21 protein-coding genes are annotated in these 25,755 nt (G+C 50.7%); 11 read left to right on the forward strand and 10 right to left on the reverse strand.

Translation table 11 applies throughout. The annotated features are described in order from the left end of the window. The first annotated feature begins 2 nt into the window (after positions 1-2). Genes L1285_RS19025 through L1285_RS19035 form a run of 3 tightly spaced genes read left to right on the forward strand, consistent with a single transcriptional unit; the run spans position 3 to position 2,514 of the window. Positions 3-797 carry a hypothetical protein gene (locus L1285_RS19025; RefSeq protein WP_235413741.1) on the forward strand — a complete coding sequence of 265 codons (795 nt, stop codon included), beginning with the start codon at positions 3-5 and terminating at the stop codon, positions 795-797. Positions 798-802: 5 nt separating this feature from the next. Then, entirely contained in the window at positions 803-1,456 is a 654-nt protein-coding gene (locus L1285_RS19030; protein WP_235413743.1) for a glycoside hydrolase family protein, read from the forward strand. Beyond that, on the forward strand, positions 1,447-2,514 hold the full coding sequence (locus L1285_RS19035) for an AraC family transcriptional regulator (protein WP_235413744.1): 1,068 nt from the start codon (positions 1,447-1,449) through the stop codon (positions 2,512-2,514). The genes L1285_RS19030 and L1285_RS19035 overlap by 10 nt, the downstream gene beginning before the upstream one ends. On the opposite strand, the gene thpR is transcribed toward L1285_RS19035, so the two are convergent. Both thpR and L1285_RS19045 read right to left on the reverse strand, forming a co-directional pair. After that, positions 2,481-3,002, reverse strand: coding sequence for an RNA 2',3'-cyclic phosphodiesterase (gene thpR, locus L1285_RS19040; protein WP_235413745.1), 522 nt, complete (start codon positions 3,000-3,002; stop codon positions 2,481-2,483). The two genes, L1285_RS19035 and thpR, sit on opposite strands and share 34 nt — an antisense overlap. An 80-nt stretch (positions 3,003-3,082) precedes the next feature. Then, on the reverse strand, positions 3,083-3,811 hold the full coding sequence (locus tag L1285_RS19045) for a helix-turn-helix domain-containing protein (protein WP_235413747.1): 729 nt from the start codon (positions 3,809-3,811) through the stop codon (positions 3,083-3,085). A gap of 302 nt (positions 3,812-4,113) precedes the next feature. Here L1285_RS19045 and L1285_RS19050 point away from each other — a divergent pair, with 302 nt between their 5' ends. Continuing rightward, positions 4,114-5,418, forward strand: coding sequence for a serine hydrolase domain-containing protein (locus L1285_RS19050; RefSeq protein WP_235413748.1), 1,305 nt, complete (start codon positions 4,114-4,116; stop codon positions 5,416-5,418). On the opposite strand, the gene L1285_RS19055 is transcribed toward L1285_RS19050, so the two are convergent. The 8 genes from L1285_RS19055 to glmU form a co-directional block, all read right to left on the reverse strand. Beyond that, a complete protein-coding gene (locus L1285_RS19055) occupies positions 5,352-7,118 on the reverse strand; it encodes a hypothetical protein (RefSeq protein WP_235413749.1) in 1,767 nt (588 codons plus the stop codon). The genes L1285_RS19050 and L1285_RS19055 overlap by 67 nt on opposite strands. A 94-nt stretch (positions 7,119-7,212) precedes the next feature. Continuing rightward, positions 7,213-8,259 carry a helix-turn-helix domain-containing protein gene (locus L1285_RS23920; protein ID WP_235413750.1) on the reverse strand — a complete coding sequence of 349 codons (1,047 nt, stop codon included), beginning with the start codon at positions 8,257-8,259 and terminating at the stop codon, positions 7,213-7,215. A 51-nt stretch (positions 8,260-8,310) separates the two neighbouring features. Then, positions 8,311-8,853: a hypothetical protein gene (locus tag L1285_RS19065; RefSeq protein ID WP_235413751.1), complete on the reverse strand. Its 543-nt coding sequence runs from the start codon at positions 8,851-8,853 to the stop codon at positions 8,311-8,313. Between the two features lie 98 nt (positions 8,854-8,951). Then, positions 8,952-12,098: a lantibiotic dehydratase gene (locus L1285_RS19070; RefSeq protein WP_235413752.1), complete on the reverse strand. Its 3,147-nt coding sequence runs from the start codon at positions 12,096-12,098 to the stop codon at positions 8,952-8,954. 10 nt (positions 12,099-12,108) lie between these two features. Beyond that, a complete protein-coding gene (locus L1285_RS19075) occupies positions 12,109-13,323 on the reverse strand; it encodes a lanthionine synthetase C family protein (protein ID WP_046004107.1) in 1,215 nt (404 codons plus the stop codon). Positions 13,324-13,506: 183 nt separating this feature from the next. Then, a complete protein-coding gene (locus L1285_RS19080; RefSeq protein ID WP_235413753.1) occupies positions 13,507-15,651 on the reverse strand; it encodes a peptidase domain-containing ABC transporter in 2,145 nt (714 codons plus the stop codon). 30 nt (positions 15,652-15,681) lie between these two features. Next, positions 15,682-16,926, reverse strand: coding sequence for an HlyD family secretion protein (locus L1285_RS19085; protein WP_235413754.1), 1,245 nt, complete (start codon positions 16,924-16,926; stop codon positions 15,682-15,684). A 157-nt stretch (positions 16,927-17,083) separates the two neighbouring features. Continuing rightward, a complete protein-coding gene (gene glmU, locus L1285_RS19090; protein ID WP_235413756.1) occupies positions 17,084-18,445 on the reverse strand; it encodes a bifunctional UDP-N-acetylglucosamine diphosphorylase/glucosamine-1-phosphate N-acetyltransferase GlmU in 1,362 nt (453 codons plus the stop codon). Positions 18,446-19,265: 820 nt separating this feature from the next. Between glmU and L1285_RS19095 the strand changes: the two genes are divergently transcribed. The 7 genes from L1285_RS19095 to L1285_RS19125 all read left to right on the forward strand — a co-directional run bounded on the left by L1285_RS19095 (position 19,266) and on the right by L1285_RS19125 (position 25,731). Then, on the forward strand, positions 19,266-19,373 hold the full coding sequence (locus L1285_RS19095) for a class III lanthipeptide (protein ID WP_205623888.1): 108 nt from the start codon (positions 19,266-19,268) through the stop codon (positions 19,371-19,373). Between the two features lie 35 nt (positions 19,374-19,408). Then, positions 19,409-19,516 (forward strand): class III lanthipeptide, encoded by a 108-nt coding sequence (locus L1285_RS19100; protein ID WP_205623888.1) that lies wholly within the window; start codon positions 19,409-19,411, stop codon positions 19,514-19,516. Between the two features lie 35 nt (positions 19,517-19,551). Beyond that, on the forward strand, positions 19,552-19,659 hold the full coding sequence (locus L1285_RS19105; protein WP_205623888.1) for a class III lanthipeptide: 108 nt from the start codon (positions 19,552-19,554) through the stop codon (positions 19,657-19,659). Between the two features lie 35 nt (positions 19,660-19,694). Next, a complete protein-coding gene (locus L1285_RS19110; protein WP_205623889.1) occupies positions 19,695-19,808 on the forward strand; it encodes a class III lanthipeptide in 114 nt (37 codons plus the stop codon). 171 nt (positions 19,809-19,979) lie between these two features. Continuing rightward, complete coding sequence (gene lanKC / locus L1285_RS19115; RefSeq protein WP_235413758.1) at positions 19,980-22,634, forward strand: class III lanthionine synthetase LanKC; 2,655 nt, start codon at positions 19,980-19,982, stop codon at positions 22,632-22,634. A 79-nt stretch (positions 22,635-22,713) separates the two neighbouring features. Next, a complete protein-coding gene (locus tag L1285_RS19120) occupies positions 22,714-24,303 on the forward strand; it encodes an ATP-binding cassette domain-containing protein (RefSeq protein WP_235413760.1) in 1,590 nt (529 codons plus the stop codon). Positions 24,304-24,474: 171 nt separating this feature from the next. Then, positions 24,475-25,731 (forward strand): efflux RND transporter periplasmic adaptor subunit, encoded by a 1,257-nt coding sequence (locus L1285_RS19125; RefSeq protein ID WP_235413762.1) that lies wholly within the window; start codon positions 24,475-24,477, stop codon positions 25,729-25,731. Positions 25,732-25,755: the final 24 nt, after the last annotated feature.

A 25,755-nucleotide genomic window follows, 5' to 3' on the forward strand; every position in this document is an offset into this window, starting at 1 on the left:
CCATGACGCAACAGCAAACCACCTCAAGCGAGGTGGATAACACGCACCACATAACCCCCGTACAGGACGACCCTCATCAGCCTGACGAGACACAGCAGGCCAAACCAAAGCGGTTTTTTAGGGGCAAGCAATTGCGCCTGTCACGCTCCAAGATGAATACTGTGCTGGCACTGTGCGCCATGCTGATCTCGGCCGCGTCTTTTTATGCCACCTATATGCAGGCCAAGGCCGCACAGGAGCAAGTGGCCGCCGCAGAGCGACAACTGGAAGCCGAAACCTGGCCCTGGCTGCAATTTAGCTACAGTAACTTTGACCTTGAGGCAGAAAGGCCCAGGATCACCATTGGCATTCTGAACTCGGGCACCGGCCCCGCCCTGATTGAATGGGTGCAATACCACTACCGCGGCCAGGCCTATGACTCGCTCACAGCCCTGTTCGATGCCTGCTGTAACATCAGCGCGTATCGCGAAGCACTTGATACTGCGCAGCAGGACGACAACGAGGTTAACGTGCTCGCCAAGTTTGGCTGGTATATTACCAGCCGGGCCGAACATTCATTGCTTGCCAACGGCGCCACGCTGCCCCTTTTCACCATGCAAAAAAGCAATTTTAACAATCGCTTATGGGATAAAATTGATGATATATCGGAGCAGGTAGAGGTCTTTACCTGTTATTGCTCGCTGCTCAAACAATGCTATATTTCTTCCGTCGAGTCGCATGTGTCACCCGTCGAAGATTGCACCCAGGGCAAACTGACCCTGGCGCAACAAGATAACACGACCACAGAGGAGCATTAGCGGGTTTGCTGAAACGCCTTTTATCAAAACATCGCACCTCATCGCCCGCCGTACGGCATATTTGTCACTTTGAGGGCGTGGTCGATCACTTATATCTGGATACCCGGGGCAATCCCACCATAGGCGTGGGCTTTCATGTCGCCAGTCAGGATGCCTTTACCCGCCTGAGCCTGCGCGACAAGCGCACCAACAAGCCCGCCAGTCGGGCACAAAAACAGCAAGAGTACACGACATTAAAACGACTGCCAGCCGGGAAAACGGCTCGCTGGTATGAACAGCACTGCACCTTACACTTACCCCACAGCGAAAGTATGCGCCTGCTTGAGGAGCAGATACGGGCCTTTGAGCAAGAGCTGGCCCGTCTGATCTGCCCCGCCAATGGTTACACCCGGGCATACCACCAGCTACCTGAGAACGCCCGGCTTGCGCTGTTAGACCTGGCCTACAACCTGGGCACCACCAATTTGAGTAGTCGCTGGCCCAAGCTCTTAGCTGCCCTGAAACGCGAAGACTGGCAACAGGCGGCAAACGAATGTGCCCGCAAACATGTCAGCAAAGCCCGCAATCAGGCCACCCGGCAGCTATTTATGCAAGCGTCTAAAAATGACAGCCTGGTGGCCCGGCTGCTCAGGCGACTGTGGCGTAAATTATGGCGCTAGTCACGCTCGCGGATCTGTTCTTTCGCTTTAGCGCCCTAGGGTTACTCATCGCGCTGGTGCTGTTTAACTGGCCCCGCCTGACTCACTTTGAGCGCCTGCTGAGCGTAGCCCTGGCCACCAGCCTGGCGTGTTTTGTGCTGCTTACCCAGCCTTTGCCTGAGTGGCGCTTTAACCCATTACGCAACCTGTTTCTTGCAGGTACGGAGCTGCTGCCTCTGATCTTATGTGCCTGTGCCTGGTATCTGATCACCCTGCGTATACCGCACTGGCTGACGCTGAGTTGGGGACGCTGGCTGCTGGGGTGTGCTGTACTGGCCAGTAGCAGTGTGTTTTTGGTTTATGGGGGCAACACCCACTGGCATACACTGATGCATCTGTTTTCAGCATTCGCCATGTGTGCCGCCTTGTATTATTGTTTGGCGAATTTTAATGACGACCTGGTGCACAGCCGTCGTCGCATGCGGCTGATCCTGGCCGCCTTTGCCCTGCTGCACTGCCTGGTGCTGGTTGGATTTGAGCTCAGTGACAGCCTTATTCGACGGGATCCCATTTATCTGCTGGCCAATGTGGTGTTTATTTTTTGCCTGTTGTTACTACTCACCGGATTGTCCCGACCAGCCGTCAGAGGCAACGGCAACCCCAGTCAGGCCGCCCAACAAACACTGCCAGTGCCTGCCCACTGGCTAACCACTTATGAGGCTTTGCAAACCCTGCTGGCACAGGGTATCTATCGTGAGCCCGAACTCACCATTGGTCTGCTGGCCGAGCGCCTTGATATACCCACTCACCAGCTGCGCACCCTGATCAACCAGCAGCTTGGCTGCAAAAACTTCTCTCATTTTATCAATCAGTATCGGCTGACGTATGCTGCCGAGCAATTGCGCGACCTGGCGCATGCCCGCACGGCCATTCTGAGCATTGCTTACGATGCCGGATTTAACTCCATCGGCCCATTCAACCGCGCCTTTAAACAAGCTTATGCCCTGACACCAGGCGACTACCGCAGACAACACCTGAGCGCTGTTCAGAGCAGCTCAAAAGATTGCACGGGCTCATAAACGAGCCCACGCGTGTCGCATCGATAAGAATGATAAAGGTGAAACCGGGTGACAGTCAGCATGAAGGGAGTAATCGATGAGCGCACCTCAGGCTCGCCCTTGTGCCCTCTCAGTAAGGTAATATGCGGTGCAAAAGGCAAGCGGTTACAATGCAACCCCAGTTTGGCACCCATATCACGTAACGGCTCAGCAAGCGCACTTAACTGTGCAGGTTCAGGCTCCGGGCGTAAAAAGAAAATCCCGTTACCCGACCAGTAACCGGTTTGTGCAAAGGTCAGCGTAAAGCCGGATACCGTAAGCTGACGGGCAAACGCCACCATGTCCGCCTCCTGCGATTCAGTCACCTGACCAAGAAAAGCCAGCGTCAGGTGCCAGTTCTCCATTTTTGTCGGTGCTTTGCAGGCACGCACTTCAGTGCGCAGCCAGGCATTAATGTGCGCCCGGCTGTGTGCATCCAACCCTATGCCAAAAAATAAGCGCCTGGCCATAACCCACTCCTGCTACTGATACGCTGAGTATATCGCGCTACGCACGTATTTTCCCGCCTAAGCAGTATATGACGACCAGGCTAGTGAGCCCGGGCGTAGCGACGCTCAAGTAAAAGGGCCAGTAAACCTGCGACAAACAGCACGATACCGATAAACTGCATCCAGGCATTACCGGGACGAGACACATGATGCACACGCTCAGGTTGCACCTCAAAATACCGGCGACCGTTATCAACCTGTACCACAAAAGCACTGCCGCGATAGTCAAAACTATACAATAGCTCCGGCGCCTGGCGCTTCTGATACATCAGTCGCAACGCTTCATAGTCGGCCCGGTTCTGTTTATCCGCGTCACTCACGTAACGATGCCAGCGAGTGTATAAATCGAGAGGCTCTTCGTCTCTCAGCTCTCCATAGGAGTGGTATTCATACTGGCGTTCAGGCAAAAAGAGCGTGCGATAGCCACTGTAAAATAGCGCACACCCCAAAGAGATACACACCAGTGCCATGAGTATCCAGCTACGCCGCCGTGCCAGCTTATGTTTATCAAGGTTTTGGTACCAGGCTTCAATGTCCGGGATCTGTGCCAGGCTCTGCTTGTCCCCCTGCTCAGCAACCCCTTGCATAAAGCTCCCTAAATCCAGATCAAGTGCAGCCAGCAGTTTCCTGAACACCTCATTAGAAGGAATTGAATGATCGTTCTCCAGTTTAGACAGGTAGCTCTGCTCAACCGTCATTTGCGAGGCCAGTTGCGGCTGGCTCAACGCCCTTTGTTGTCTGAGTTGTTTGATGTATTGTCCAAGTGTCATGACTAGGTCCTTGTGTTGTTTATCTTGCGGCCAGTCTTGGTAAGTCATGGATTAATAACAAGATGAATATCCAAGCATACGCAGGAATATTGCGCCATACCAGCTTCATGCAAGATTAAAGCGCTGCAAAACAGGTGTTTTTGCCGCACATATGGCCTGAACAGGTCTACCTATTTAGCCACGGATTTAGCCACGGATTTAGCCATCTTTTCACAATCGGCCAGCATTTTTCACTTTAGACAAGATTTAAAAGCTTAATTCTCAGATAGTTAAACCTGTTTATCGCGAATTAAGGATCAACAATGAAACGCCTGCTTAGTCTGCTGACATTACTGCTCTTAACCGCGCTGGCCTATTTTGGCTGGCCCGTCTATCAGTTTTATGCCTTCAACCTGGAAAAAGTGCCGGTGCTGGCCAGCGCTACGCCGCTCCCCGGGGGCCCGTTGCCACACCAGTCGCATCATTCGCCAGTGCTCAATGCATTCAACGCCCGGGCCGCTGATATTCTTAAGACCACCAGAGCCACCAGCAAGGCGCCCGGTATTTCTGCCGCCATTGCCCATCGTGGTGAGCTTGTCTGGCAGGGCACGCTCGGGTATGCCGACATCAAAACCAAAACGGCGCTCACACCTGAGCATCAGTTTCGCATTGGCAGTACTTCCAAAGCCGTGACTGCCACACTCATGGCAAAACTCATGCAGGAACAAAACTTTAATTTGGATACGCCGCTACAAGACAGCCTGACCCCGCTGCCCAACCCGGCGTGGCGGGATATTACCCCGCGCCAGCTGGCATCGCACAGCGCCGGTCTGCCTCATTACAAAGGCAATCAGGATCGCATCGGGCTGTATCGCTCGCTCAGCCTGAATACCCAGTTTGATCGGGTGCAGGATGCCGTTGCGCAGTTTGATGAAGGGCCGCTGCGTGCCAAGCCGGGCGATGCATTCTATTACTCCAGCTATGGTACTGTGCTGCTGAGTGCGGTTCTGGCGCAGCATGCTCAGCGCCCCTATCTCGACCTGCTCCGGCAGCATGTGCTGACGCCGCTGGGGATGCGCCACAGTGGCACGGAGTCACAGGGCAATAAGCTGGCAACCTTCTATTTTAATCGTCGCGGACAAGATGCCCGGTACATTCCCTGGCGCCCAGTGAACCTCAGCCACCGCCTGGCCGGCGGCGGCCTGATCAGCACACCCAGTGATCTTGTGCGGCTCGGCAGTGGTTATCTCGACCCTCATTATTTGCACCCAGCGGTGCGCAAACAGATCTGGACACCACAGCGCCTGAATCATGGCGAGGTCAACCCGCAAAACTATGCACTGGGATGGCGTCGTCATGAGTACCAGCATAACGGTCAGCCCGCGTTTACTTACTATCACCACGGCGGCGTATCGCGAGGATCGCAGAGTATGTTAATTGTGGTACCTCGCCACCAGCTTAGCGTAGCGGTGAATATCAACAGTAAAACCAAGCCGTTTTGGATCTTCGGTGAAGCTGCACTCAAGCTGGCGCACGCTTATGTGCAGCAGGCAGAGCAGGATCAGCGTGATTTACCCGATACTAAGGTCAGTGCCGCATCCAGCACCGCATCTTTATTAGCAAAGTAATCCTTTGCCGTCAGGGCAACCGGCAGGTCTGGTGCCAGCCACACCCGGCTGTCTTCTGCTGCGCCCTGCTGATGAAACTGGGATGAGATCACCCCAATCTGGCCACTGAAGGGCAAGGTGAACCAGCCCGCCTCACCGATGGCATTGGGTCGGGTCCCCGAAGGCTCGCCGACCAGAACAGGGCTGGTCAGCTTACTGATCCTCACCAGCAAGTCGTGACCGGCTGAGAAGGTATTGCGTCCAACCAGGATGATCAGCTTGCCCTTAGGTACCAGAGCCTCAAACAACACTGCGGTGGCAATGGTACTGGGCAGCAGGAAGCCATTTCCACCGCTGTTATCACGCAGGTCCAAAATAAAGTGCTCCGCCTGCCCGGCCAGCAGGGTATCGCGCAGCTGCTGATTAAAAGTATCCAGCGACACATCCTTGCGCTCACGTACGGCATTAAAGTTCACATAGAGTGCCTTGTGTTCAGGCAGCAATTTGGACCAGTAAGGCTCTGACTGTGGGTGCTGGCGTGGCAACTTTGGAAAGCCATTAAACTGCATAGCGCGCGGCGTCAGCGTCAGCTGCTGTGTTTGCAGATCATCTCCACGGACCGTCAGCGTGACCTTGCTTGCGTCTTCAACCACCCCAAGTCCCTGCAATACCTGAGTCAGGCTCAAATAGTAAGGCCCCAGCCACGCTTGCTGCATATTATTATCGCGCGGGTTAACCTCCCCGGCTTTTTCCAGTGCCTGTAATGCCGGGGTATTGCCTATCGTCAAAACCTGTTTGCCAATGAGGTGTTGATAGTCGGAGTCGGCCGCCACAATAAACAGCCCTTCTTCAAACAGATAAAACTGCACGGGTAACTGCTGAGTGTTGCCCGCCTTACCCCAGGCCGGAATAATGAAGTTGTGACCATTTTCCAGCATGCCGAGCAACTGCATCAGTTCAAACACGACCTGCTGGTCACTCAAAGCGGGAATGCGCTTATCAATCTGTGCAACCTTGCGCTCAAAGTCCTGCTCGCTCATGCGGTGAAAGGCCGACACATGTAAACGCCGGATCTCTTCAGCCAGATAATGCAGATCATGACGCCAGCGTGCCTCTCTGTCGAACTCAGCAACTGGCTCTGCGCCCACTAGCCGACGAAAATCGGCATCCTGAGCAAACGCTGCAAAGTGCGGATTGGGCTTGCGGCTAAACAGGCTGCGGCCCGTCAGTGCCGGTTTGTCATCCCAGCGCGCCTCGAGTGCCCGCTCAAGCCACAACATGGCATTGCGCTTATCTTTGAGCGCACCATACAACTCAGCTAAGGTCACCATCATGTCGTTGGGGTTGTCATGCCATTTCGGCAAACGCTTTAACCGCACGCCCAACCGCAACGCCCGTTTAAGGGGGGCAATGGCTGCCCGCCACTGTTGTTGCTGACGATACCCCAGGCTCAGCAGATACCAGGTAACACCATCGTTTTGATAGTCTGTGGTCAGCTCGCTGGCCAGTTTAACCACCGCAGGCCAGTCTTCACGTTCAACCAGAGTAAACAGCTGCTCTTTGCTGTGGTAATAGCCCAGTGGATCGCGCACCTGACCAGGCAATACAGGGATCTGATATGCATCGTTATGATACCCGGGTGTGCCACGGGATGGGGTTGCATGTGACTGCTGAGCGCTCAAAATAATGAGTCCGAGTAGTCCAAAAACGGCTTTATACATTTGGTTCTCCTCTTAAGTTAGGAACCAATGTATTGAATAAACTACTTTTATTCGTCCAGATTCCGGATCCTGAACGAATAAAAGGGGTGTTTGGTTAGTTTTTCAGCGCACCATGTCGAAAACGCGTCGGCGTCATTCCCGTGCGGGCTTTAAAGGCCTGATTGAAGGTCGACTTAGCATTAAAGCCATTGTTCATCGCAATATCGAGCACCGACGCCCCAGCATGGGCTGGATCAGCCAATTGCTTTTCAATCTGCTCAAGCCTTACTTCATTGATATAGTTAGAGAAGTTATTTCCAGACACCGAATTAATGGCCCACGAAACCTGCTTCACCCCCAGTGACAGCTGATCCGCGATATGCTGAATACTCAGTCGAGGCTGACAAAATAGTCCCTGCTCCCGAACCTGTGCGTCTACCGATGCAAATATCGACTGCGCCAGCTGCGTGTCCTGTGCAACGTCATCACGCTGACTGAGGGTTTGATATTGGGCCAGACGATTAAACACCTGCGGCTGCTTTATCACGCCAATCAGCAACACCGACAGAATAGCAAAGAAGCCCACTTCATGGGCTAAATACCAGTAGGCTTTCCAGGGCATCGGCGTGAGGGGCTGCACATTCATGCGCACAAAATCCGTCACACTCAGCACGGCATACACGCCGAGCAATCTGGTCAGCCAGGTGAGATCCATCGTTGCCGCATCGGCATGTACCTGATACACCGTATCGCGATAATCACGCAGCAGTTTTAAAGACGCCACCAGATAGCCCAGCAGCATGATGCTGCCCAGCGCAATCAGCGGCTGAACATAGTCGGTCAACCCTAGCGACAGCAAAGGTAACAGTAGATGACGGGCAGACTGCAAGCAATCTGTTGATGCACCGACCAGATTACGGACACTGAGATACCAGACTGGCCCCATGGCCACAGTAAAGGCCGGTGTGATGACATAGCCTGCCAGCGTAAAGCCAGCGCTTTCAAGCACGTTGGCAAGGCAAAGTAAGGTCTGAAAAACAAAAAATAACACCAGGCAGCGACTGTGAGGATTTTGCCACACCAGGGTAGCGGCAAAGCACATCTGCCAGGCAAAGATCAGCTGAAACACAGTCAGCCCTGAAATACTGAGCGAGGTGAACACGTTTAACTCTTTATTATGGTTATTATTGACCGCACTGATTGACCGCAGCGGTTATTTAAATTGTACCGATCCATTGCTGCGCACATAGGTACGCGACTCAGGTTCGGTCCATTTGTCTTGCTTCAGGTACTGGGTCGATACCGTAAAGTGGCCTTCCTTAAAACGACTGATGGATTTCACCTGAGTAATGCCATCCTGATTGCCGGTCACGTCCTCAAAGGCGACAAACTCGGTGGGGCTGAGCACCTCTATGGTGCCCTGGGTATAAAAGCCAGCGGTGGTGAAGTAATAAAACACCAGCGCATTTTTGCTTTTATCCCAAAATATCAGCGACTCTCCACCGTAGATGCCAGCATTGATAGAGTGCAAAGTACGCACCGCAGTGCCATTGAGTGCACGCTCCCAGCGACTGATATCACGCATCGGTGGCTTGCCCGCCGGTACCTCAAAATCCGCCTGCCAGGTGCCCAAAAACGGCTGAAACACAGCCAGCTCTTTGGCAAGCGGCGCAGGTTTGTGGTCATCTGAGCGCACCTGCGTGCTTAACACCAGCACAACCAGGGCACTGAGCCAGAGAGTCAATATTCGGGTCATAATGCCATCCTTCATTTTGTTTTTACTCAAGGGTAGCCAATGGGCCCCATAAACACAAAAAGCGCACTGCAAAGTGCGCTTTTTTACGGCTCTGTTACTTAGTCGGCTTTTTTATCTGCCGAGAAGTACTTACGACGCAGCATATCGTGGATCACCAGCTCCTGCTCCCGACCATAAGCCTTGAACATGCGGTTATTGTGCATATGCAGCAAAGAACCCAGCAAATTATCTTTGCTACAGTTGAGTTTGCCCTCATCAAGCATACGATTGAGCACAGTCACCACCGGCTCGGCCGCCTGATACCACTGAGACAGGATAGCAAACAAGGCCTGTTGTACTTCATCCGCAGGCTCGTCAGTCTGCTTGGTCAGCAAGGCAAAGTCTTTATCCAGCTGGGCTTGGTAATCGCGATACCGGTTACCCAGCTGTTTGCGCAGCACACTGGTTTCATTAAACTCTCTGCCAAAGCCATCACGTAACTGGCTGATCAGAGTAAAACGCGTTGTATCGTCATATTCGAACAGATCCAATAACTTATGCGTCTGTGCCAGCGCCATACGCCAGCGCACATCCTCACCGTGCTCGTCGATCAACGCACAGGTTTTTGCTATCAGCTCACTGTCGTACATAAACAGCGACTCCACCAGCGCCATCGACTCAGGTCCGCCGTAGCGCTCAACTTCCCGCTCATAGGTCATCAGCTCGACCTTGTGCAACTCACCACTCTCTACTTTCGGGTCGAGGAGTGCATTCAGTTTGGGCAACAGCTGACCGCACAGCAATCCGGGATCGCCATGAAAACGCAAACGCAGGTGCCAGTCAGGATCGCCATAACGGATAAAGAACCACTTGTCGTACAGGTCGCCACTTTGTTCTATCAGCGGCAGCAACTCATCGGTCAGTAACTGCTCGACCAGTGAGTTACCCGAGTAAATCTTCAGGCTTAACCACTCAGAGCCGGCACTAAAGCGACGCTTCAACGGCGCGGCGGTGATGTTACCCAAAGGGTCATCGTTAAAGTGCTGATGTGCCAGAGCATGCTCATTGATAAACGGAATAATGACTTCGTTGCTGTAGCGATTACCCTGGGCATCGACCACTCTGGACGGATAATGCTGGCTGAGTACTTCTTTGAGCTCAACCCGGCGATGGCCTTTGGTTTCGGCAAGTAAAATCGCAAACATGTCCGGGTTACGTAAATCCAGCTGCAATACGTTATCAGACATAGCAAAGCTTACTTGCGGGTCGAGCTGATAGGTATCCAGCAGTGCATCCAGTTTAGCGCGATCAAACTGGCCTTTTTTGCTCACGGCTTCCAGCTCAGTTCGGTCGATACGCCAGGTTTTTTCATTCAGGATAAGATTGTCCAGCATCAGTCGGGGCACAAAGGCAGCGCGCTCCAGACTCGCTGGCAATTTAAACTGTGGTGGCCTGCCATCCTGATGTTGCAGCATACACAAGAACTTATAGGCACTGAGGCTGCGCGCAGAATAGTTGTGGGCACTGGACAAGCGCGGCACCACTTGCTTATTCAGGCGCTTGCTCCATAGCTTGACCTTCTGCCCTTCCACCCAGACATACAAGTCACTTAATGGGATCTGATACTCATCATCCAGCGCACTGTCGGCGAGGAAAACAATTTCGTACTGGCGCAAGTGCGGGCGCGCAATCACGTTGCCCGGACGCCCTTCCGGCATGTGCACCACTTCAGCAAAAATCACGTCGCTGCTGTGCGCCTGCTCACGGGCCAGGTGCGCCACCACATTGTCTTTCAGGCCATCATCCAGATGGCAGAAACGTCCCAGCAAGTTGGCCGCAGACGGGCCATAACAGCCATTAAACTTATGGACCGCATTGCCCTTGTCATCCTGATGCAAGCTCACCATGGCCGCAAAGGAGTAAGGGAACTTGGCTACCGCGTCTTTGTTCGTGACTTTTTGCTTAAGGGTTTTAGCACGCAGCACCACGCAGTCTTTACCGCGGTTTTGTGGCTGACTCAGGGCATCTTCCACAATGCCATCCAGTACGCTGACTTCAGGCATAGTCTGTTGGCCCGCTCCACTGCGCGCCAGGTTCAGCCCGGCTACCAGCGGGGCTTCATAGCCGGTTTCGGTGGAAATGCCGATCCCAGACTCATCGTCGAGGATTTTATCGAGCGCGACAAACTGGCCCTCAAAACGGGCATTAAACTTGGTCATAAACTGGCTCAGCGCATTGCCCTGATCGGACACACTCAGTCCGGCGATCAGTTCCAGTTGTTTTTGCAGTCGTAATACGTCCTGCGCTGCCAGCTGGCAGTCGTTAAAGTGGCGATAAATATCACTCTGGAACAGCTTGTTCTCCTGGACCTTCACCGGCAAACTTTGCAGATGCTCCAGCAGTTGTTTATAAGGTTTGATGTCACCCGTTTTCTGTGAATCCAGACTATCAATTTGCGCCAGTGCCGTGGCCAGTTTGTCAGCCGTCTCAAACTCTTCGATGGCGGTGATGGACTTCAGTAGTGCCCTGTCCGGCGACTCACCCGTCAGTGGCAAGGGGATATCTGCCAGCAGCACCCCTTCATCAATCAGGTCCTGGATATAGGCTTCTACCTCTTCCCGATCCGCTTCGTCATACTGGGCGCAAAACTGCGCAACCAGCGCATTAAAACTTTTGCCTTCACGCGCAGCTTCCAGCACAAATCGGAAGTACTCGTCACTTTCCACGGCGCTGAGGCGGTACTGCATGGTCTCTTCAGACAAATACGTTTCTATGTAGCGACACTGCTCGGCAATAAAGTAGTGTGAGGAGTTGGGTTTGTAGGTCAGTGTATCTGAGCGAGAAGCGTGCTTGATAAAGTGCTCTTTTAGCGCGTTCAGATAAAACATATCGAGCCGGGTTTTACGGCTATCCTGAGTCAGCTCGGCTACATTCAGCTCGGTGTGCTGCTCAATGCGGCCCTGATGAATGCCGGAAAACAAACCAAATGGCGTGGGCCGGGAGCACATTCGAACCATGTATTTGATGAGCGCATGGGCAACCTTTTTGCCTTGCTTTGAGTCGGGCTTGGTGCGCCACTGTTCAACTCGCTCCAGTAACGACGGGCTGGCAAGGTAAATGGCTTCTTCAACACCCGGTGTGGCCAGCCAGGCAGCCAGCACGACATTGGTATCGGCATTGTCCTCGCCAAATTGCGCCAGTTGCTCAAGCCCGAGGCGAGGCGTACGAATTACAAAAAAGTCTTCATTTTTTAGCTGTTTAGACATCACTTACTCCCTATGCCATTAACAAACAATCAACCCAGCCGGTATCATCATCAAACAAGGTGGTCAAAGCCAGGCCAATCCCGGCATACCCCATTAGAAAGCCAAAGTCTTCATGATAGTCTTTGTCTAACCCATTGTACGCATACAGGGACTCGACACCCCGCTCGGTATACTGCTGTAGCGAATAATCGACCCAGTATTGCATCGCCTGAACAAGACGTGGGTGGGGCATTAACTGGTTAAGAATTTGGTAAATCAGTGCCATACCATAAAAGCCGTGGCACAGACCGGCATCCGTAATGTGACCAGACTGTTCATCGCGCTCGGCCGCATGCAGCGCAATGTCTAATGCCCGCTCGATATAACTTGGACGGTCCAGCTGCTGACCAACACGTGCCAGCGTCATGGCAATCGTCAGGTCGCCATAACACCACCCCAGCCGCGAATGGTGTTCACCTCCGGCGCAAGAACCAAAGCACGCTTGCGATGTGCTGTCGGGACTCTGCTGCGCTAACAGCCAGTCACACGCGCCCAATAACAAGGTGGTCACACGCGCCTGCAAGCTTGGAATATGTACCGCAGGCAGCAGGGCGGCGATGATACCTGGCACACCATGGGCCAGACCCAGGTTATACTCGGGCTCTGTGGGCTCATCTTTATTAAACCGGTAAACCGACTCTTGTGGTTGCGACCAGGTTATATGGCCATTATCCAAACGCGTGGCGGTACTTTCCAGGCCGCTGACAATGACCTCATACAAAGCAGCTTGATCAGATTGTTTGGCACGGCGAGACGCATAGGGTGCAAACCCGGACAACCCCAGTACCATTTCGATTTCACCCTGCCAGGGCTGAATATCCAGAGAGGCGCGGAACAACTCGTCTACTTCTTCTAGCAGTTCAGGGTCGTAGTTTTCGGGGTCCGCCTGATTCAGATACTCCAGCATCCAGGCTTGCCCGGCCAGGCCATTGCTCAGCTCAAAGGTTTGCTGATCCAAGCCCTCCTGCAAGGCTTCAAGTTTCTCACTGAACAGGGCCTCGTCGACCAGACTCGCATCGTATTCATAGGCTTTATATAAAAACAGCAGTTGACCTGCTAACCCACTTAGCAACCCATTGGGTAACTGGGCATCTTGTATATTGGTACTGACCTTGTCAGTGATAATCTTCAGAAGAGTCCTGATGGTGTCACGCTGCTGCGTCGACAATGAAATTTGCTCTGGCATGTTCATCCTTAATCTAATCGTCTTTCGTTATTGTTATCATAATATTGGCGACTCGCGTGCATCACTGATGCACGCTGTGTTATCTGTACCTGAATGATCTAAATTGACGTTAACCTAAAACACCTACTGACTCAACCGCAAAAAGTCACAAACTTTACAAAATAAAAACAATGGGCAGAGGTATTATTCGCACACAGATTCTTCCTCTTGCGTATATGGGTCAGGCACATCCGCTTTTTTCAGGCGCACCTCCCTGTCCGCCGACGCGATGGTCTCTTTGCGGTGTGCAATGATCACCCGGGTGATATCAAGACGCGATACCGCCTCATTGATATCTGACTCCAGGTTGGTATCCAGGTGGCTGGTTGCCTCATCCATAAACAAAATTTTGGGCTGTTTATACAAGGCACGCGCCAGAATAATACGCTGCTTCTGACCACCAGACAGGCTCGAACCCATGTCGCCTATCAGGCTGTCGTAATTCATCGGCATCTGAGAGATGTCATCGTGAATGGCAGCCAGCTGAGCACAGTAGACGACCCGCTCCATATCAATCGGGGTGTCAAAGAAGGCGATATTATCGGCCACGGAGCCAGACAGTAACTCATCATCCTGCATCACCGCGGCAATTTGCTGACGATACTGACGCGCACCTATCTGCTCCATAGGTACGCCGTCGATCAGCACTTCACCACTTTTTGGCTGGTTCAGACCCAGCATAATTTTCAGCAAGGTCGACTTACCACAGCCAGAAGGCCCGGTGATCGCCACAGACTCACCCGCTTCGATAGTCAGGTTCAGCTCATTCAGTACGTTAGGTGTGGCATCTGAGTAAGCAAAGCTAATATTGCGTAGCTCAATCTGACCCTTCACCTGATGCTGCTTCACCTGATCCGGTTGCAAAGTCTCTTTGTCGGTCAATGCAATGTCGGCAATACGATCAAAGTGCAGCCCCACCATTTTAAATTCAATTAGCTTTTCGATCAGATTGGCTGTTTTGTCCATAAACTGGCGTTTATACGACATAAAGGCAAACAGCATCCCGGTACTAAAACCACCATCGAGCACTAAGTGCGCCGCCAGATACACCACCAAAATATTCTCAATGCCAAACAGCGCACGGTTGATGGCGTCATAGCCAATCTGAAAGTTACCAAGGCGAATACTCTGGTTGATAGCATTGGCGTAGCGGTTTTGCCACTGGCCTTCGCGCTTTACTTCTGAGCCAAACAGTTTAATGGTCTGAATGCCCCGCACGGTTTCCATAAAGTTGGAATTCTCCTCCGCACGCGCCATGATCTCCTGCTCGCTGATATTGCGAAATGGTCTGTACATCGCAATCCGGACAATGGCGTAGGCCACCACCGCCGCTAACACGACGGCCGACAGCGTGGGGCTGTAAAAGAAGATCATCGCCAGCGTGATCACCGCCATCAGCCCGTCAATGATTGCTTCAATCACCCCGGTGGTGAGAATTTGTTTGACCTGCTGAAGTGAACCAAAGCGGGACACTACGTCACCCATGTGGCGTTTTTCAAAATAAGAGATGGGCAAACGTACCAGATGATGAAATAAGTTGGCGCCGAGCTGAATGTTCATCTGGTTACCAAAGTGCAGCAAGGTAAAGCCCCGCAGCGCATTGGTGGCGATTTCAAACACCAGCACCAGGAAGAAGCCGGTGGCGAGCACCGTCAACAGGTTGGTATCCCCGGTCAGGATCACATCGTCGATCACCAGCTGAATATAATAGGGCGCGGCAAGCGTAAACACCTGCAGTAAGATAGATAACAGGAAAATCAGCGTCAGCGAGCGTTTCAGCCCGGTAATACGGCTCCAGAAATCCGAGAAATGTAAGCTGGGTTTCTTTTCTTTCTTTTCGAAGCTCTTGGTTGGGGTCAACTCAAGCGCGACCCCGGTAAAGTGCTTAGAGGCCTCCGCCATGGTGAAGGTTTTCTCGCCCGACGCCGGGTCGTGGATCACGATGCGTTTTTCATTGGCCTTTTTCAGCACCACAAAGTGATTCATATCCCAATGCAGGATACAGGGTGTTTGCAGGGCATCGAGATCTTCTAATTCAATGCGCAATGGCCGTGAGCTCATTTCCAGTTTCTCGGCAAAGTGCATAATATCCAGCAAGGTTGCCCCTTCGATGGAAATACTGAACTTTTGCCTTAGTGTGGTGAGATCACTGTGATAACCATGATAAGCCGCCACCATGGCGAGACTGGCAAGGCCACATTCGGCGGCCTCAGATTGCAAAATAACAGGCAGTGACTTTGTTGACCAGAACTGTAACTGCTGTACCGGAGATTCGTCTTCAACGTGCATAAAAAGCCTTTTTATTCTTGTAGTTGCAGCCTACAGCTGTCCTTTAATACTAAACACGGGATCAAATAACCAACGCAATAAAGAGCGTTCTTCGACAATGATGTCGGCATCCAGCATCATCCCGGCGCGCAGCGGCGTTGCTTTGCCATAGGCGGAGATCTGCTGCTCCTGCAGTGCCACTACGACCCGATAAGCAGGTTCCTGAATGACCCCCGGGGTGCTGGTTTCGTCTGGCAGGATCACACTGTTACTGACCTGCTCTATGGTGCCGTTATAAATACCAAATTTCTCATAAGGGAAAGCGTGGTAGCGCAACTTGGTTTCCTGACCGGGGTTGATAAATCCAAACGAAGAGGTCGGCACATAGATAATCGCCTGCATCTGACTGCCCTGCGGCAAGATACTCAACAGGTTTTGCCCCGCATTCACGCTTTTACCAACCTTGCCCAGTAGCCCGGTCACCACACCCGCTTTTGGTGCGCGCAATTCCCCAAGACGTTGTTGCTCCACAGAAGATAGCTGGATCTGCAGATCGGCCTGCTGAGATTCCAGCTGACTGAGGCGGTCATCGTGTTGCAGTGGCAATTTTTCCAGCTCAGTGTCGTATTGCTGAATTTGCGAAGCCAGCGTCAGCCGTTCCGACTGAATACTGGACGCCTGCTGCTGCAAAGACAACAGGGTGTCTTTTTGACGTTGTAATTCGAGTTCAGAAATATAGCCAGTCCCTTTAAGCGTGCTGATCTGCCCCACCATTTGCTGATTTAACTTAAGTCGCTTTTCGAACGTGCTGGCCTGGTTATCTAACTCTTTCAGGCGTGCTTCTGCGGTGGCTTTTTGCTGTCGCAGCTCTGTCAGCTCAAGGATATGCTGGCGTTTTTGTTGGCTAATTTGTTGCTGCAAATTACGCAGCTGAAAACCATATTGATTAAGAAGCGCCTGGTTTAATTCCAGTGACTGGGTACTGTGCTTGGCGGAAGCAACGCGCAACAGGGGCTGATCGGCTTCGACATAGTCCCCCTCAGACACCAGCACCTCAGCAATGATCCCCGTTTGTGGGGCAACCAGCTTTAACACGCCGGTATTAGGTTCAATAACACCAGAGACGCGCTCTTTGCGCGCGTAACTGCCACTTGCCAGAAAGATGATACTAATAACAACGACGATTAGGATAAGTAAAGCCAGTGTCCTGAACACCGGTGGTTGAACTAAACTTACAGCTCCTTCTAGTCGGTGTCTTTTACTCTCTAATACTTCTTTTCTAAAGAGATTTTCCATAATTTCCTAACACCCGATTGGTTGCGTTTTTTATTGTTAAATTTTAATTAACCCCGAGTAATGTACCACTTTGGCGTGCAGAAAGGAACTCACGAGATGACGTCTCGAATTTCCCTCGCACCAGAATGAGAAACGGGAGCGTAAGCTCCCGTTTTAATTAATTTTTCTTTGTCGGCCGTTGCCAATTACCAATGTTTCGCTGCTTGCCTCTGGCAACCGCCAGCGTTTCATCGTCCACGGTGGTGGTGATCACCGACCCGGCGCCTACAGTCGCTGTTTTGCCAATTTCAACCGGTGCAACCAGCGACGAGTTTGACCCGATAAAAGCACCATCCCCGATAATGGTTTTGGATTTATTAACGCCATCATAATTACAAGTGATGGTACCTGCGCCAATATTCACTTTTTCACCAATCTCAGCATCGCCCAGGTAAGTTAAGTGATTCGCTTTAGACCCTTTACCCAGACGCGACTTTTTCATCTCGACAAAGTTACCTATGTGGGAATCAGTTTCCATCACGGCCCCAGGGCGCAGTCTGGCAAATGGACCCAAAGTACAAGCATCACCGACGGTCGCTTCTTCTATTAAGGTGTTGGCTTTAATCACCACCCCATTGCCAATCTTACAGTTTTTCAGGACGCAGTTTGGACCAATCACCACATCATCACCCAGTTTGACCTGGCCTTCAAAAATCACGTTCACATCAATCTGAACGTCCTGACCGGTTGTCACTTCACCACGCACATCAATACGTTGCGGATCAGCCAGGCTGGCACCATTGAGCATCAGGGTTTCTGCCTGCCAAGCCTGATAGGCACGTTCTAAACCGGCAAGCTGGACACGGTTGTTAGCCCCTTCCACTTCCATCGCGTCATCCGGCTGTGCAGAGGTTATCTCAACGCCATCTTGGTGTGCCATCGCAACGATATCGGTAAGGTAGTACTCGCCCTGTGCGTTATTATTGGACAGCTGACCCAGCCATTTTTTTAACAAGCCACCATTAGCCGCCATGATACCTGTGTTGATCTCCTGGATTGCCAGCTGCTCGGCTGTTGCATCCTTTTGTTCAACGATGCCGACCAGTTTGCCATTTTCACGGATCATACGGCCATATCCCGTGGGATTGTCGAGATTTACTGTTAATACCGCTAAACCTCGCTCTGGCGTTACATCCAGCAGGCGTTGCAAGGTGGATAAGCGCGTTAACGGTACATCACCATATAGAATCAGCACAGTATCATCGTCAGCGATGTGTTCTTTTGCAACTGCTACCGCATGGCCGGTACCCAGCTGTTCTGCCTGATGTACCCAATTTACTTGATTGTGTTGCAGTGCCGCTTGTAATTGCTCCGCACCGTGACCGTAAACAAGGTTTGTGGTACTGGCACCTAACGCGCTGGCATTATCAATCACATGCTGCACCATTGGGCGACCTGCAACAGGGTGCAATACCTTAGGTAATTTTGAACGCATGCGAGTGCCTTTACCCGCGGCAAGTATAACTGTAGTCAATGCCATAACATTAATCTCTTCTAATCTGTTGTCTACCACGAAGAGCATAGGAGTGCCTTTCCATTGCGTGGGCAACCCGCTCCATTTAAGTGGCAATATTGTAACGCTTAACTCTGCGTATTGTCAGTAACGAATGCGCTCTTTCTTATTGTGACAGTGACTGCGTGATCAGCATGCGATAGCAGGTACACATCTCCCCTTCCCACATAATTAAGACAATGCGACCTGTCATATTATACAGCTAGGAAAAAGTATTATATGAACAGTAAATAAAAAACGAACAAATGAATGAAACCTGTAATAAAAGCCAGCTTATAAAAAAACCGATTATTGCTATTGTTTAATCACTGGCTAGCGCCAAGAAGATAAAACCTAGTTTGTTACAAAAAACCGCCCTGGAGATAAAGATGAATATATCAAGCAACATTAAAAAAGATGAAATAATTAATGACGGCTTGAGCTTTGATAAAACAGCAAAATTATCAAGCCACCTTTGTGAAACCAGGGTAAACAGAGCAATTTAATAAACGGAGAATCATTATGAACAATGTATTAAAACTTCAAGCAGTACAATCTGGCAAAAACAACAGTGAAATCCAGGACTGGAGCACTATTTCTAACCACTGTGGCAGCTCTCAGCTTAAATAAGCCTGATAATTATAACTTTATATCGGAGATAAAACATGAACAACGTATTAAAACTTCAAGCAGTACAATCTGGCAACAACAACGGTGAAATCCAGGACTGGAGCACTATTTCTAACCACTGTGGCAGCTCTCAGCTTAAATAAGCCTGACAATTACAACTTTATATAGGAGATAAAACATGAACAACGTATTGAAACTACAAGCAGTAGCAGCAGGTAAAGACAGTGCAGAAATCCAAGAGTGGAGCACTATTTCTAACCACTGTGGCAGCTCTCAGCTTAAATAAGCCTGACAATTATAACTTTATATCGGAGATAAAACATGAACAACGTATTAAAACTTCAAGCAGTAGCAGCAGGCAAAGACAGTGCAGAAATCCAAGAGTGGAGCACTATTTCTAACCACTGTGGCAGCTCTCAGCTTAAATAAGCCTGACAATTACAACTTTATATCGGAGATAAAACATGAACAACGTATTGAAACTACAAGCAGTAGCAGCAGGTAAAGACAGTGCAGAAATCCAAGAGTGGAGCACTATTTCTAACCACTGTGGCAGCTCTCAGCTTAAATAAGCCTGACAATTATAACTTTATATCGGAGATAAAAAATGAACAACGTATTAAAACTACAAAGCATCGCATCAGGTAATGACAACGCAGAGATCCAGGAATGGAGCACCATTTCCAATCACTGTGGCAGCAGACTGGAAAAAGCACTTTAAGTGCTCTATGGCTGGGCTGAGATAAAAACAGTGACTGAGTCTGAAAGGAGATAAGTTCTTTCAGATACCTCTGGGTCGGGTTAATAATGGATTGCCTGACCAAGAGTGCACACCACCTGTTTGCTCAGCTCCTTGCTATTCAAAAAACTTTAAATAACAACAGGTGTCGGTATGTATAATAACTCTTATATGTTGGGTGACAATGAGTACTTTACTCAACCCGCTATCATGAAGCCAGACGAAACCATTGCGCAGGCAGTCTCGTCAATAGTCCCAGAATCTTGGTCAACCAAGCATCATAGTATTTGGCTCTCGGCAACCCCCAGCTATCACCAACTACCCGAGCAGGGCTTTAAAATTCACGTTTCAGCCTCTAGCGAAGATGCACTAGCAATCATTCGCGCAACCCTGCAACAATGTATAGAGTTCGACACATCATTTAAAGTTATTTGCCGCCAGGACATCGCCAACCAAATGGCATCTAAAGCCACCGGCAGAGGAAGCTCTGGCAAACTCATCACCATTTACCCACGCAGTGTGCCCATATTTAAACAACTGATCCAAGCCATTTATGAGGCAACAAAAGCATTTAGTGGCCCTTATATCCTGTCAGATAAGCGTTATAAAGACAGTAAGGTCGTATATTACCGTTATGGTGGTTTTAAATTATTGCCACAACAAAAAGCGGATGGCAGCCAGGTTGCCTGTATCAAAAAGCCTGATGGCACGCTTATCAAAGATGAACGCGAAGCCTTTTATACATTGCCTGAGTGGGTACAGGAACCCTTTGAACTTACAGCCAGCACGGATGAAAGTATCGCGCCCCTTAATGATAGGTATGAAGTACTTGAGGCACTGTCTTTTTCTAATAGTGGCGGTGTGTACAAAGCAAAAGATCTGCAAACTTCACAGACGGTTGTCGTGAAAGAAGCACGGCCTTACGTGCACTTCTCCAGCGTGGCAGATCAGGGCGCGATGTACGCCGACCAAGTACTGCTGAACGAATTTAACGTGATCAAAACCCTCAGCAGTAGCCGCTACTTTCCAACCGCCATAGACTGGTTTACCGAGTGGGAACATTCATTCTTAGTTGAGGAATACATTGACGGCACGCCGCTACGCAATTATCGCGGTAAAAAAGAAGTCACTTTGGTGCCATTTGTCGCAGACGTTGCCAGTGCTGAGCGATTCCAACAGCATTTTATCTGGATCGCACGCGAAACCATTGCAGCAGTGACAGAAGCGCATCGACGCGGCGTGGTCTTGGGCGATGTATCACCAAACAATATCCTGGTTGACGAACAGGCTAAAACAATCCGATTCATAGATTTCGAAGGTGCCTATCATCCGGAGCAAAATGCTCAGATGCAACGGGCTTTACTGACGACCCCCGGGTTTAGTAACGAAGACTTTATGGATACCGGTGCAACCTATAAAGGCGACTGGTTTGCTCTGGCCATGGCGCTGTACAGTATGATTTTTCCGGCGCTGCATATTTTCTCCCTAGCCCCTGAAAAGCGGTGGCAACTACTGCACAAACTCCAAAGTGATTGCGCACTAAACCCCTATTTGATCGAAGTCATTCAGAAGCTGGCCGATGGTGAACCTGAGCAAGCACACAGCGCATTAGATAAGCTTGCCGCGACCGCCAATCCACAGAGTGCGAATAACAGCGCGCACTTTATAACGGCCTTACCTGATTACGCTCAACACCCCGTTGCACATGCTGAGGACTTTTCGCTTCGGGTGAATAAAATCGCCACGTTTATTGCACACGGGATCAAGACCAACATCGACCCACATTTTATGCCCATCGATTACACGGCATTTGATGTTCACCCTCTGGCACTGACTTATGGCTACTATGGGCCCGCCGTGTTTATGGCCAAAACAGGGCATGATGTACCGCCCCATTTGCTGGAGAAAATCGCCGATTTTGAGACTCAAACCTCCACTGCAGGCCTGTTCGTTGGATACGCAGGTATGGCACTGGCCGAACTCGAACTCGACCGAGAAGTACAGGCAAAGCGCTGGGCCAACTATGCCCTTGAGTCAATGAATAAATTTGATGCGGTAAGCTTTGCACATGGTCTGGCCGGTATCGGCTATATGTGTCTGAAGCTGTATACCCGCTATCACGACGCGGTGTACCTTGAGCATGCCGAGTCCATTGCACAGCAACTTCAACTGCGCGCTTGCGACACCGAGCATGGTTGCTACTTTCCCGTTGCAGAAGAGGAAGAAACCCCGGTTGGCTTTGCACACGGCAGCGCCGGAGTCGCCCTGTTCTTGCTCTATCTGGCCAAGCTGACCCATAACACAGCGACACTGGAGTTTGCCAAAGCGGCGCTGGCGCACGATATTCAGGCCGGCCTCACCGATGAGGGCGAATATCAATGGGGTAAAACGGTAGACAGCACAACCGTTCTGCCTTACTGGGAGCATGGTGCAGCAGGCATTGGTGCCGTGGTGATCCGCTTCTATCGAGAAACAGGCGATGCCAGCTACCTTGAACTCGCACAGTCGATTGCACTGTCGGCATATTCTCGCTACTCAGTTGACCAGGGCCAGTTTATTGGTGTCTCAGGCATCGTTGAGTTTTTCATCGACCTCTATCAAATCACTGAAAATAATCACTATCGTCAGGTTGCCTGCGAGATCAGTGAACGATTAACGCTGTTCTCCATCGACCGTCAGCAAGGTGAAATCTACCCAAGCCGTCACTCTGTGCGCTTATCTGTGGATTATGCGTTTGGCTCTTCGGGCATTGGCATGATGCTGCACAGGCTTGCTACCGGTGGTCATCGCTTCATGCATGATTTGTAAAAAATGAGGGAGGCAGTCAGGCCATATCAGACTGCCCACACAATCCCCGGTGAACCGGGGTTATATAGGAAGTGTTTTTATGCCTATCAGTAAATCGAACTTAAAAACCGCCGGGCAATTACTGGCCCCGCAAAAGTCTCGGCTGGCCTTGTTGCTGGTACTGACTGCAATTCAGGCAGTATTTTTTACTGTTGTCGATCCGCTCGCCTTAAAATGGCTGATTGATGCCATCAATGAAGGTAATCAGTCGTTCTTTATGTGGTTAGCCATTATTGTGACCTCCGTTGCCACCGGTGGTCGCCTGCTTATTTACTGGACCACACTGACAAGACAGAAAATCAAAAATACCTTACAGGAACAATTATCGGTCGACCTGGCCAATAGCTACTATCAGCATGACTGCCAGGAGATCACCCATCATGGTCGTGGCTACTATATTTCCCGCCTCTATGATGAGCCGAAAAAACTCTCAGAAATGATAGATACCCTGGTTGCATTTACGACCTGTATCTTTATTTGTATTTCAGGTATTTCGGTAGCCATCTGGATCAGCTGGGAGATCACGCTGGCGCTGGCCATCATCTTGCCTTGCTTGTACTTTCTGGCGAATCGCTTCAGCGGTAAGATCAGTGACAGCACCAAACAATTACAGGAATCTGAAGCGCAGTTTAAGTCGATTTTGGCGACCGTTGTCGACAGTTACAAGCATGTCCGCTTGTTTTCGCTAAATAAAACGGCGCAGAGCACCATTAAATCAGGTTTGCAGGCCTCACTGGATGCCCAGTATAAGAATACCCGTTACAGTGCCCTGTATCAGTCAATCAGTGCCGTTTTTCTCTCTTACACAGAGTTAGCCGTTATCATAGTCGCGGGATTTCAGGTCATTCTGGGTGTGATCACCATAGGTTCCTTATTTGCCCTGACACGCGCCTTCAGCCTGATCATCAATGCCGTTGAGCAACTCTCAGCCTTGGTGCCCCGCCTGGCAACCTTAGACGCATTACTGGACCGCTACTCCGAATTTAAATCGCTGGCCACAGATGCCGATGCGCACACTCCGCTCACCGACAGCGACACGATCAGCTTTAACAATGTCGACTTCGATTTTCAGGCCAAACCCATCTTAAAGAGCACCACCCTGACGGTTGATAAATGCGACCGCGTATTGATCAGTGGTCCTAACGGAGCTGGTAAAAGTACCCTGGCACATTTGCTGACAGGCTTTTACACGCCGAACCAGGGCGAGATCTCAAAACCGGCGATGTCACACATCAGCGCCTCTTTATATCCTTTTGGCCTGCTGCCTGGCACCGTAGGGGACAATATTGACCGCATTATCGCGCAAGGCGGCGATCGCCAAAAAGCAGACGAACTGATTGCAAAACTCGGCATACTGGAATGTTTAGATAAGCCCTTTGAACGTCTGTCTGAAGGACAGAAGAAAAAGTGTCAGATAGCGATATGCCTGCTTAAAACAGCCAGTGTTTACTTGCTTGATGAGCCACTGGCCAACATCGACGATGCCAGCAAAAGCGATATTCTGCAGATCATTAATGACTACACACAAAATGCGGCTTTATTGATGATAATGCACGAAGGAAACCGCTTCAGTCATATGTTTAACCGCTTTTTAAATATAGAGGGACAAGGGAACGTTAAGCTCGTCTGACGCCTTACCTCACAGACCAAACACCGACACGGGCCGCCCATGGATGGGTAGCCCTTTTCTGCGCCCGCCATCATGATCCTGTTGTATTTTACAGCTAACTAAGCCCCCGTCCGACAAGTATATTTAATCTACAAAGTTCACTTTAGGTTCCAAAGGGGAAAGCCCATGAGCATGGATAAGAAAATTACTACTTCACGTAACACTAAACTAAAGAAGTCATTAATCTGGGCAGGTCTGTGTGGCAGTTTACTGTCAATTAGCTACGCCTATCAGGATAGCCGCTCACAGGGACAGACACAGACCATAGATCAAAGCACCCTGGTTCATTCAGAAGTGATCCGAGGCACCTTTACCGAGCAGATCAGGCTCAGAGCCAGTATTGCCCCTAAGCGCGCTATTTTGCTCGATACCCTCTCGGGTGGCCGCGTTGAGGAAAAACATGTGGAACCCGGCGATTTCGTCACCAAAGGCCAACCTCTGGTGCGTCTGTCTAACATGTCGTTGCAACTCGACGTGATCAGCAGAGAAGCCCAGGTCACTGAGCAGCTTAACTTTTTACGTAATACTCAGATGACGATGGAGAACAACAAGCTGAACCTGCGTCGCGACCTGTTAGAAATTGAACATCAAATCCAGCACCTGAAACGTAAGCTGGATCAAGCGCTGGCACTACAAACACACCGTGCGATCACCAAAGACCAGATTGCCACATTAGAGCAAGACCTGACCTACTACGAGCAGCGCAGAGAGCTCACTTTGCAACGTCAAAAAGCGGAAAATGAGATCCGCAATATCCAGATTGAGCAGCTTGAAGACAGCGCTCAGATGCTGCAGAAAAACCTGGCTTTTGCACGTAAAAACCTCGAAGACCTGCTCGTTCGTGCCCCGGCAGATGGTTATGTCAGCGAACTGGCCGCGGAGATTGGTGAATCTAAAGCGCGAGGCGATCGCCTGGGTCAAATTGATATTCCCGATATGTACAAACTGGTTGCAGAAGTTGACGAGTACTACCTCAACCAGGTGGCCGTTGATATGCAGGCCATTGCTTTGTTCGATGGTCAACCCGTTGCACTGACTGTGACCAAGATAGACAGCCGGGTGAAAGACGCCAAGTTCCAGGTCGAACTCGACTTGCCCACTGAGCTGACCCAACTCAAGCGCGGTCAGAGCGTTGAGCTGGAGTTGCATTTAGGGGATGCGCAGGCCAGCACTTTGATGCTACGCCGTGGCGCCTTCTTCTCTGCAAGCGGTGGAAACTGGGTCTTTGTGCTTGATAAAGAGAGCAATAAAGCCATCAGAAAGTCGATCCGTCTGGGCAAAAAGAACAACGACTATTTCGAAGTATTAAGTGGCCTGAACGCAGGGGATGTTGTCATCACGTCCAGCTACAGCGCGTTCAATAACGCCGACACCTTAATGCTGAACTAATACCTCAACAAACCGAGAACAATC

This window comes from Pseudoalteromonas sp. DL2-H2.2 (assembly GCF_021532535.1).
GTDB classification, from domain to species: Bacteria; Pseudomonadota; Gammaproteobacteria; order Enterobacterales; family Alteromonadaceae; genus Pseudoalteromonas; species Pseudoalteromonas rubra_A.

Excerpts from the sequence above, each read along its gene's own strand:
- L1285_RS19120 (WP_235413760.1), top strand. The coding sequence starts at position 22,714 with ATGCCTATCAGTAAATCGAACTTAAAAACCGCCGGGCAATTACTGGCC.
- L1285_RS19065 (WP_235413751.1), bottom strand. The coding sequence starts at position 8,853 with ATGACCCGAATATTGACTCTCTGGCTCAGTGCCCTGGTTGTGCTGGTG.
- glmU (WP_235413756.1), bottom strand. The coding sequence starts at position 18,445 with ATGGCATTGACTACAGTTATACTTGCCGCGGGTAAAGGCACTCGCATG.
- L1285_RS19045 (WP_235413747.1), bottom strand. The coding sequence starts at position 3,811 with ATGACACTTGGACAATACATCAAACAACTCAGACAACAAAGGGCGTTG.
- L1285_RS19035 (WP_235413744.1), top strand. The coding sequence starts at position 1,447 with ATGGCGCTAGTCACGCTCGCGGATCTGTTCTTTCGCTTTAGCGCCCTA.
- L1285_RS19025 (WP_235413741.1), top strand. The coding sequence starts at position 3 with ATGACGCAACAGCAAACCACCTCAAGCGAGGTGGATAACACGCACCAC.
- L1285_RS19085 (WP_235413754.1), bottom strand. The coding sequence starts at position 16,926 with ATGGAAAATCTCTTTAGAAAAGAAGTATTAGAGAGTAAAAGACACCGA.
- L1285_RS19125 (WP_235413762.1), top strand. The coding sequence starts at position 24,475 with ATGGATAAGAAAATTACTACTTCACGTAACACTAAACTAAAGAAGTCA.
- L1285_RS19050 (WP_235413748.1), top strand. The coding sequence starts at position 4,114 with ATGAAACGCCTGCTTAGTCTGCTGACATTACTGCTCTTAACCGCGCTG.
- lanKC (WP_235413758.1), top strand. The coding sequence starts at position 19,980 with ATGTATAATAACTCTTATATGTTGGGTGACAATGAGTACTTTACTCAA.
- L1285_RS19100 (WP_205623888.1), top strand. The coding sequence starts at position 19,409 with ATGAACAACGTATTAAAACTTCAAGCAGTAGCAGCAGGCAAAGACAGT.
- L1285_RS19075 (WP_046004107.1), bottom strand. The coding sequence starts at position 13,323 with ATGCCAGAGCAAATTTCATTGTCGACGCAGCAGCGTGACACCATCAGG.
- thpR (WP_235413745.1), bottom strand. The coding sequence starts at position 3,002 with ATGGCCAGGCGCTTATTTTTTGGCATAGGGTTGGATGCACACAGCCGG.
- L1285_RS19080 (WP_235413753.1), bottom strand. The coding sequence starts at position 15,651 with ATGCACGTTGAAGACGAATCTCCGGTACAGCAGTTACAGTTCTGGTCA.
- L1285_RS19070 (WP_235413752.1), bottom strand. The coding sequence starts at position 12,098 with ATGTCTAAACAGCTAAAAAATGAAGACTTTTTTGTAATTCGTACGCCT.
- L1285_RS19055 (WP_235413749.1), bottom strand. The coding sequence starts at position 7,118 with ATGTATAAAGCCGTTTTTGGACTACTCGGACTCATTATTTTGAGCGCT.
- L1285_RS19095 (WP_205623888.1), top strand. The coding sequence starts at position 19,266 with ATGAACAACGTATTGAAACTACAAGCAGTAGCAGCAGGTAAAGACAGT.
- L1285_RS19105 (WP_205623888.1), top strand. The coding sequence starts at position 19,552 with ATGAACAACGTATTGAAACTACAAGCAGTAGCAGCAGGTAAAGACAGT.
- L1285_RS19110 (WP_205623889.1), top strand. The coding sequence starts at position 19,695 with ATGAACAACGTATTAAAACTACAAAGCATCGCATCAGGTAATGACAAC.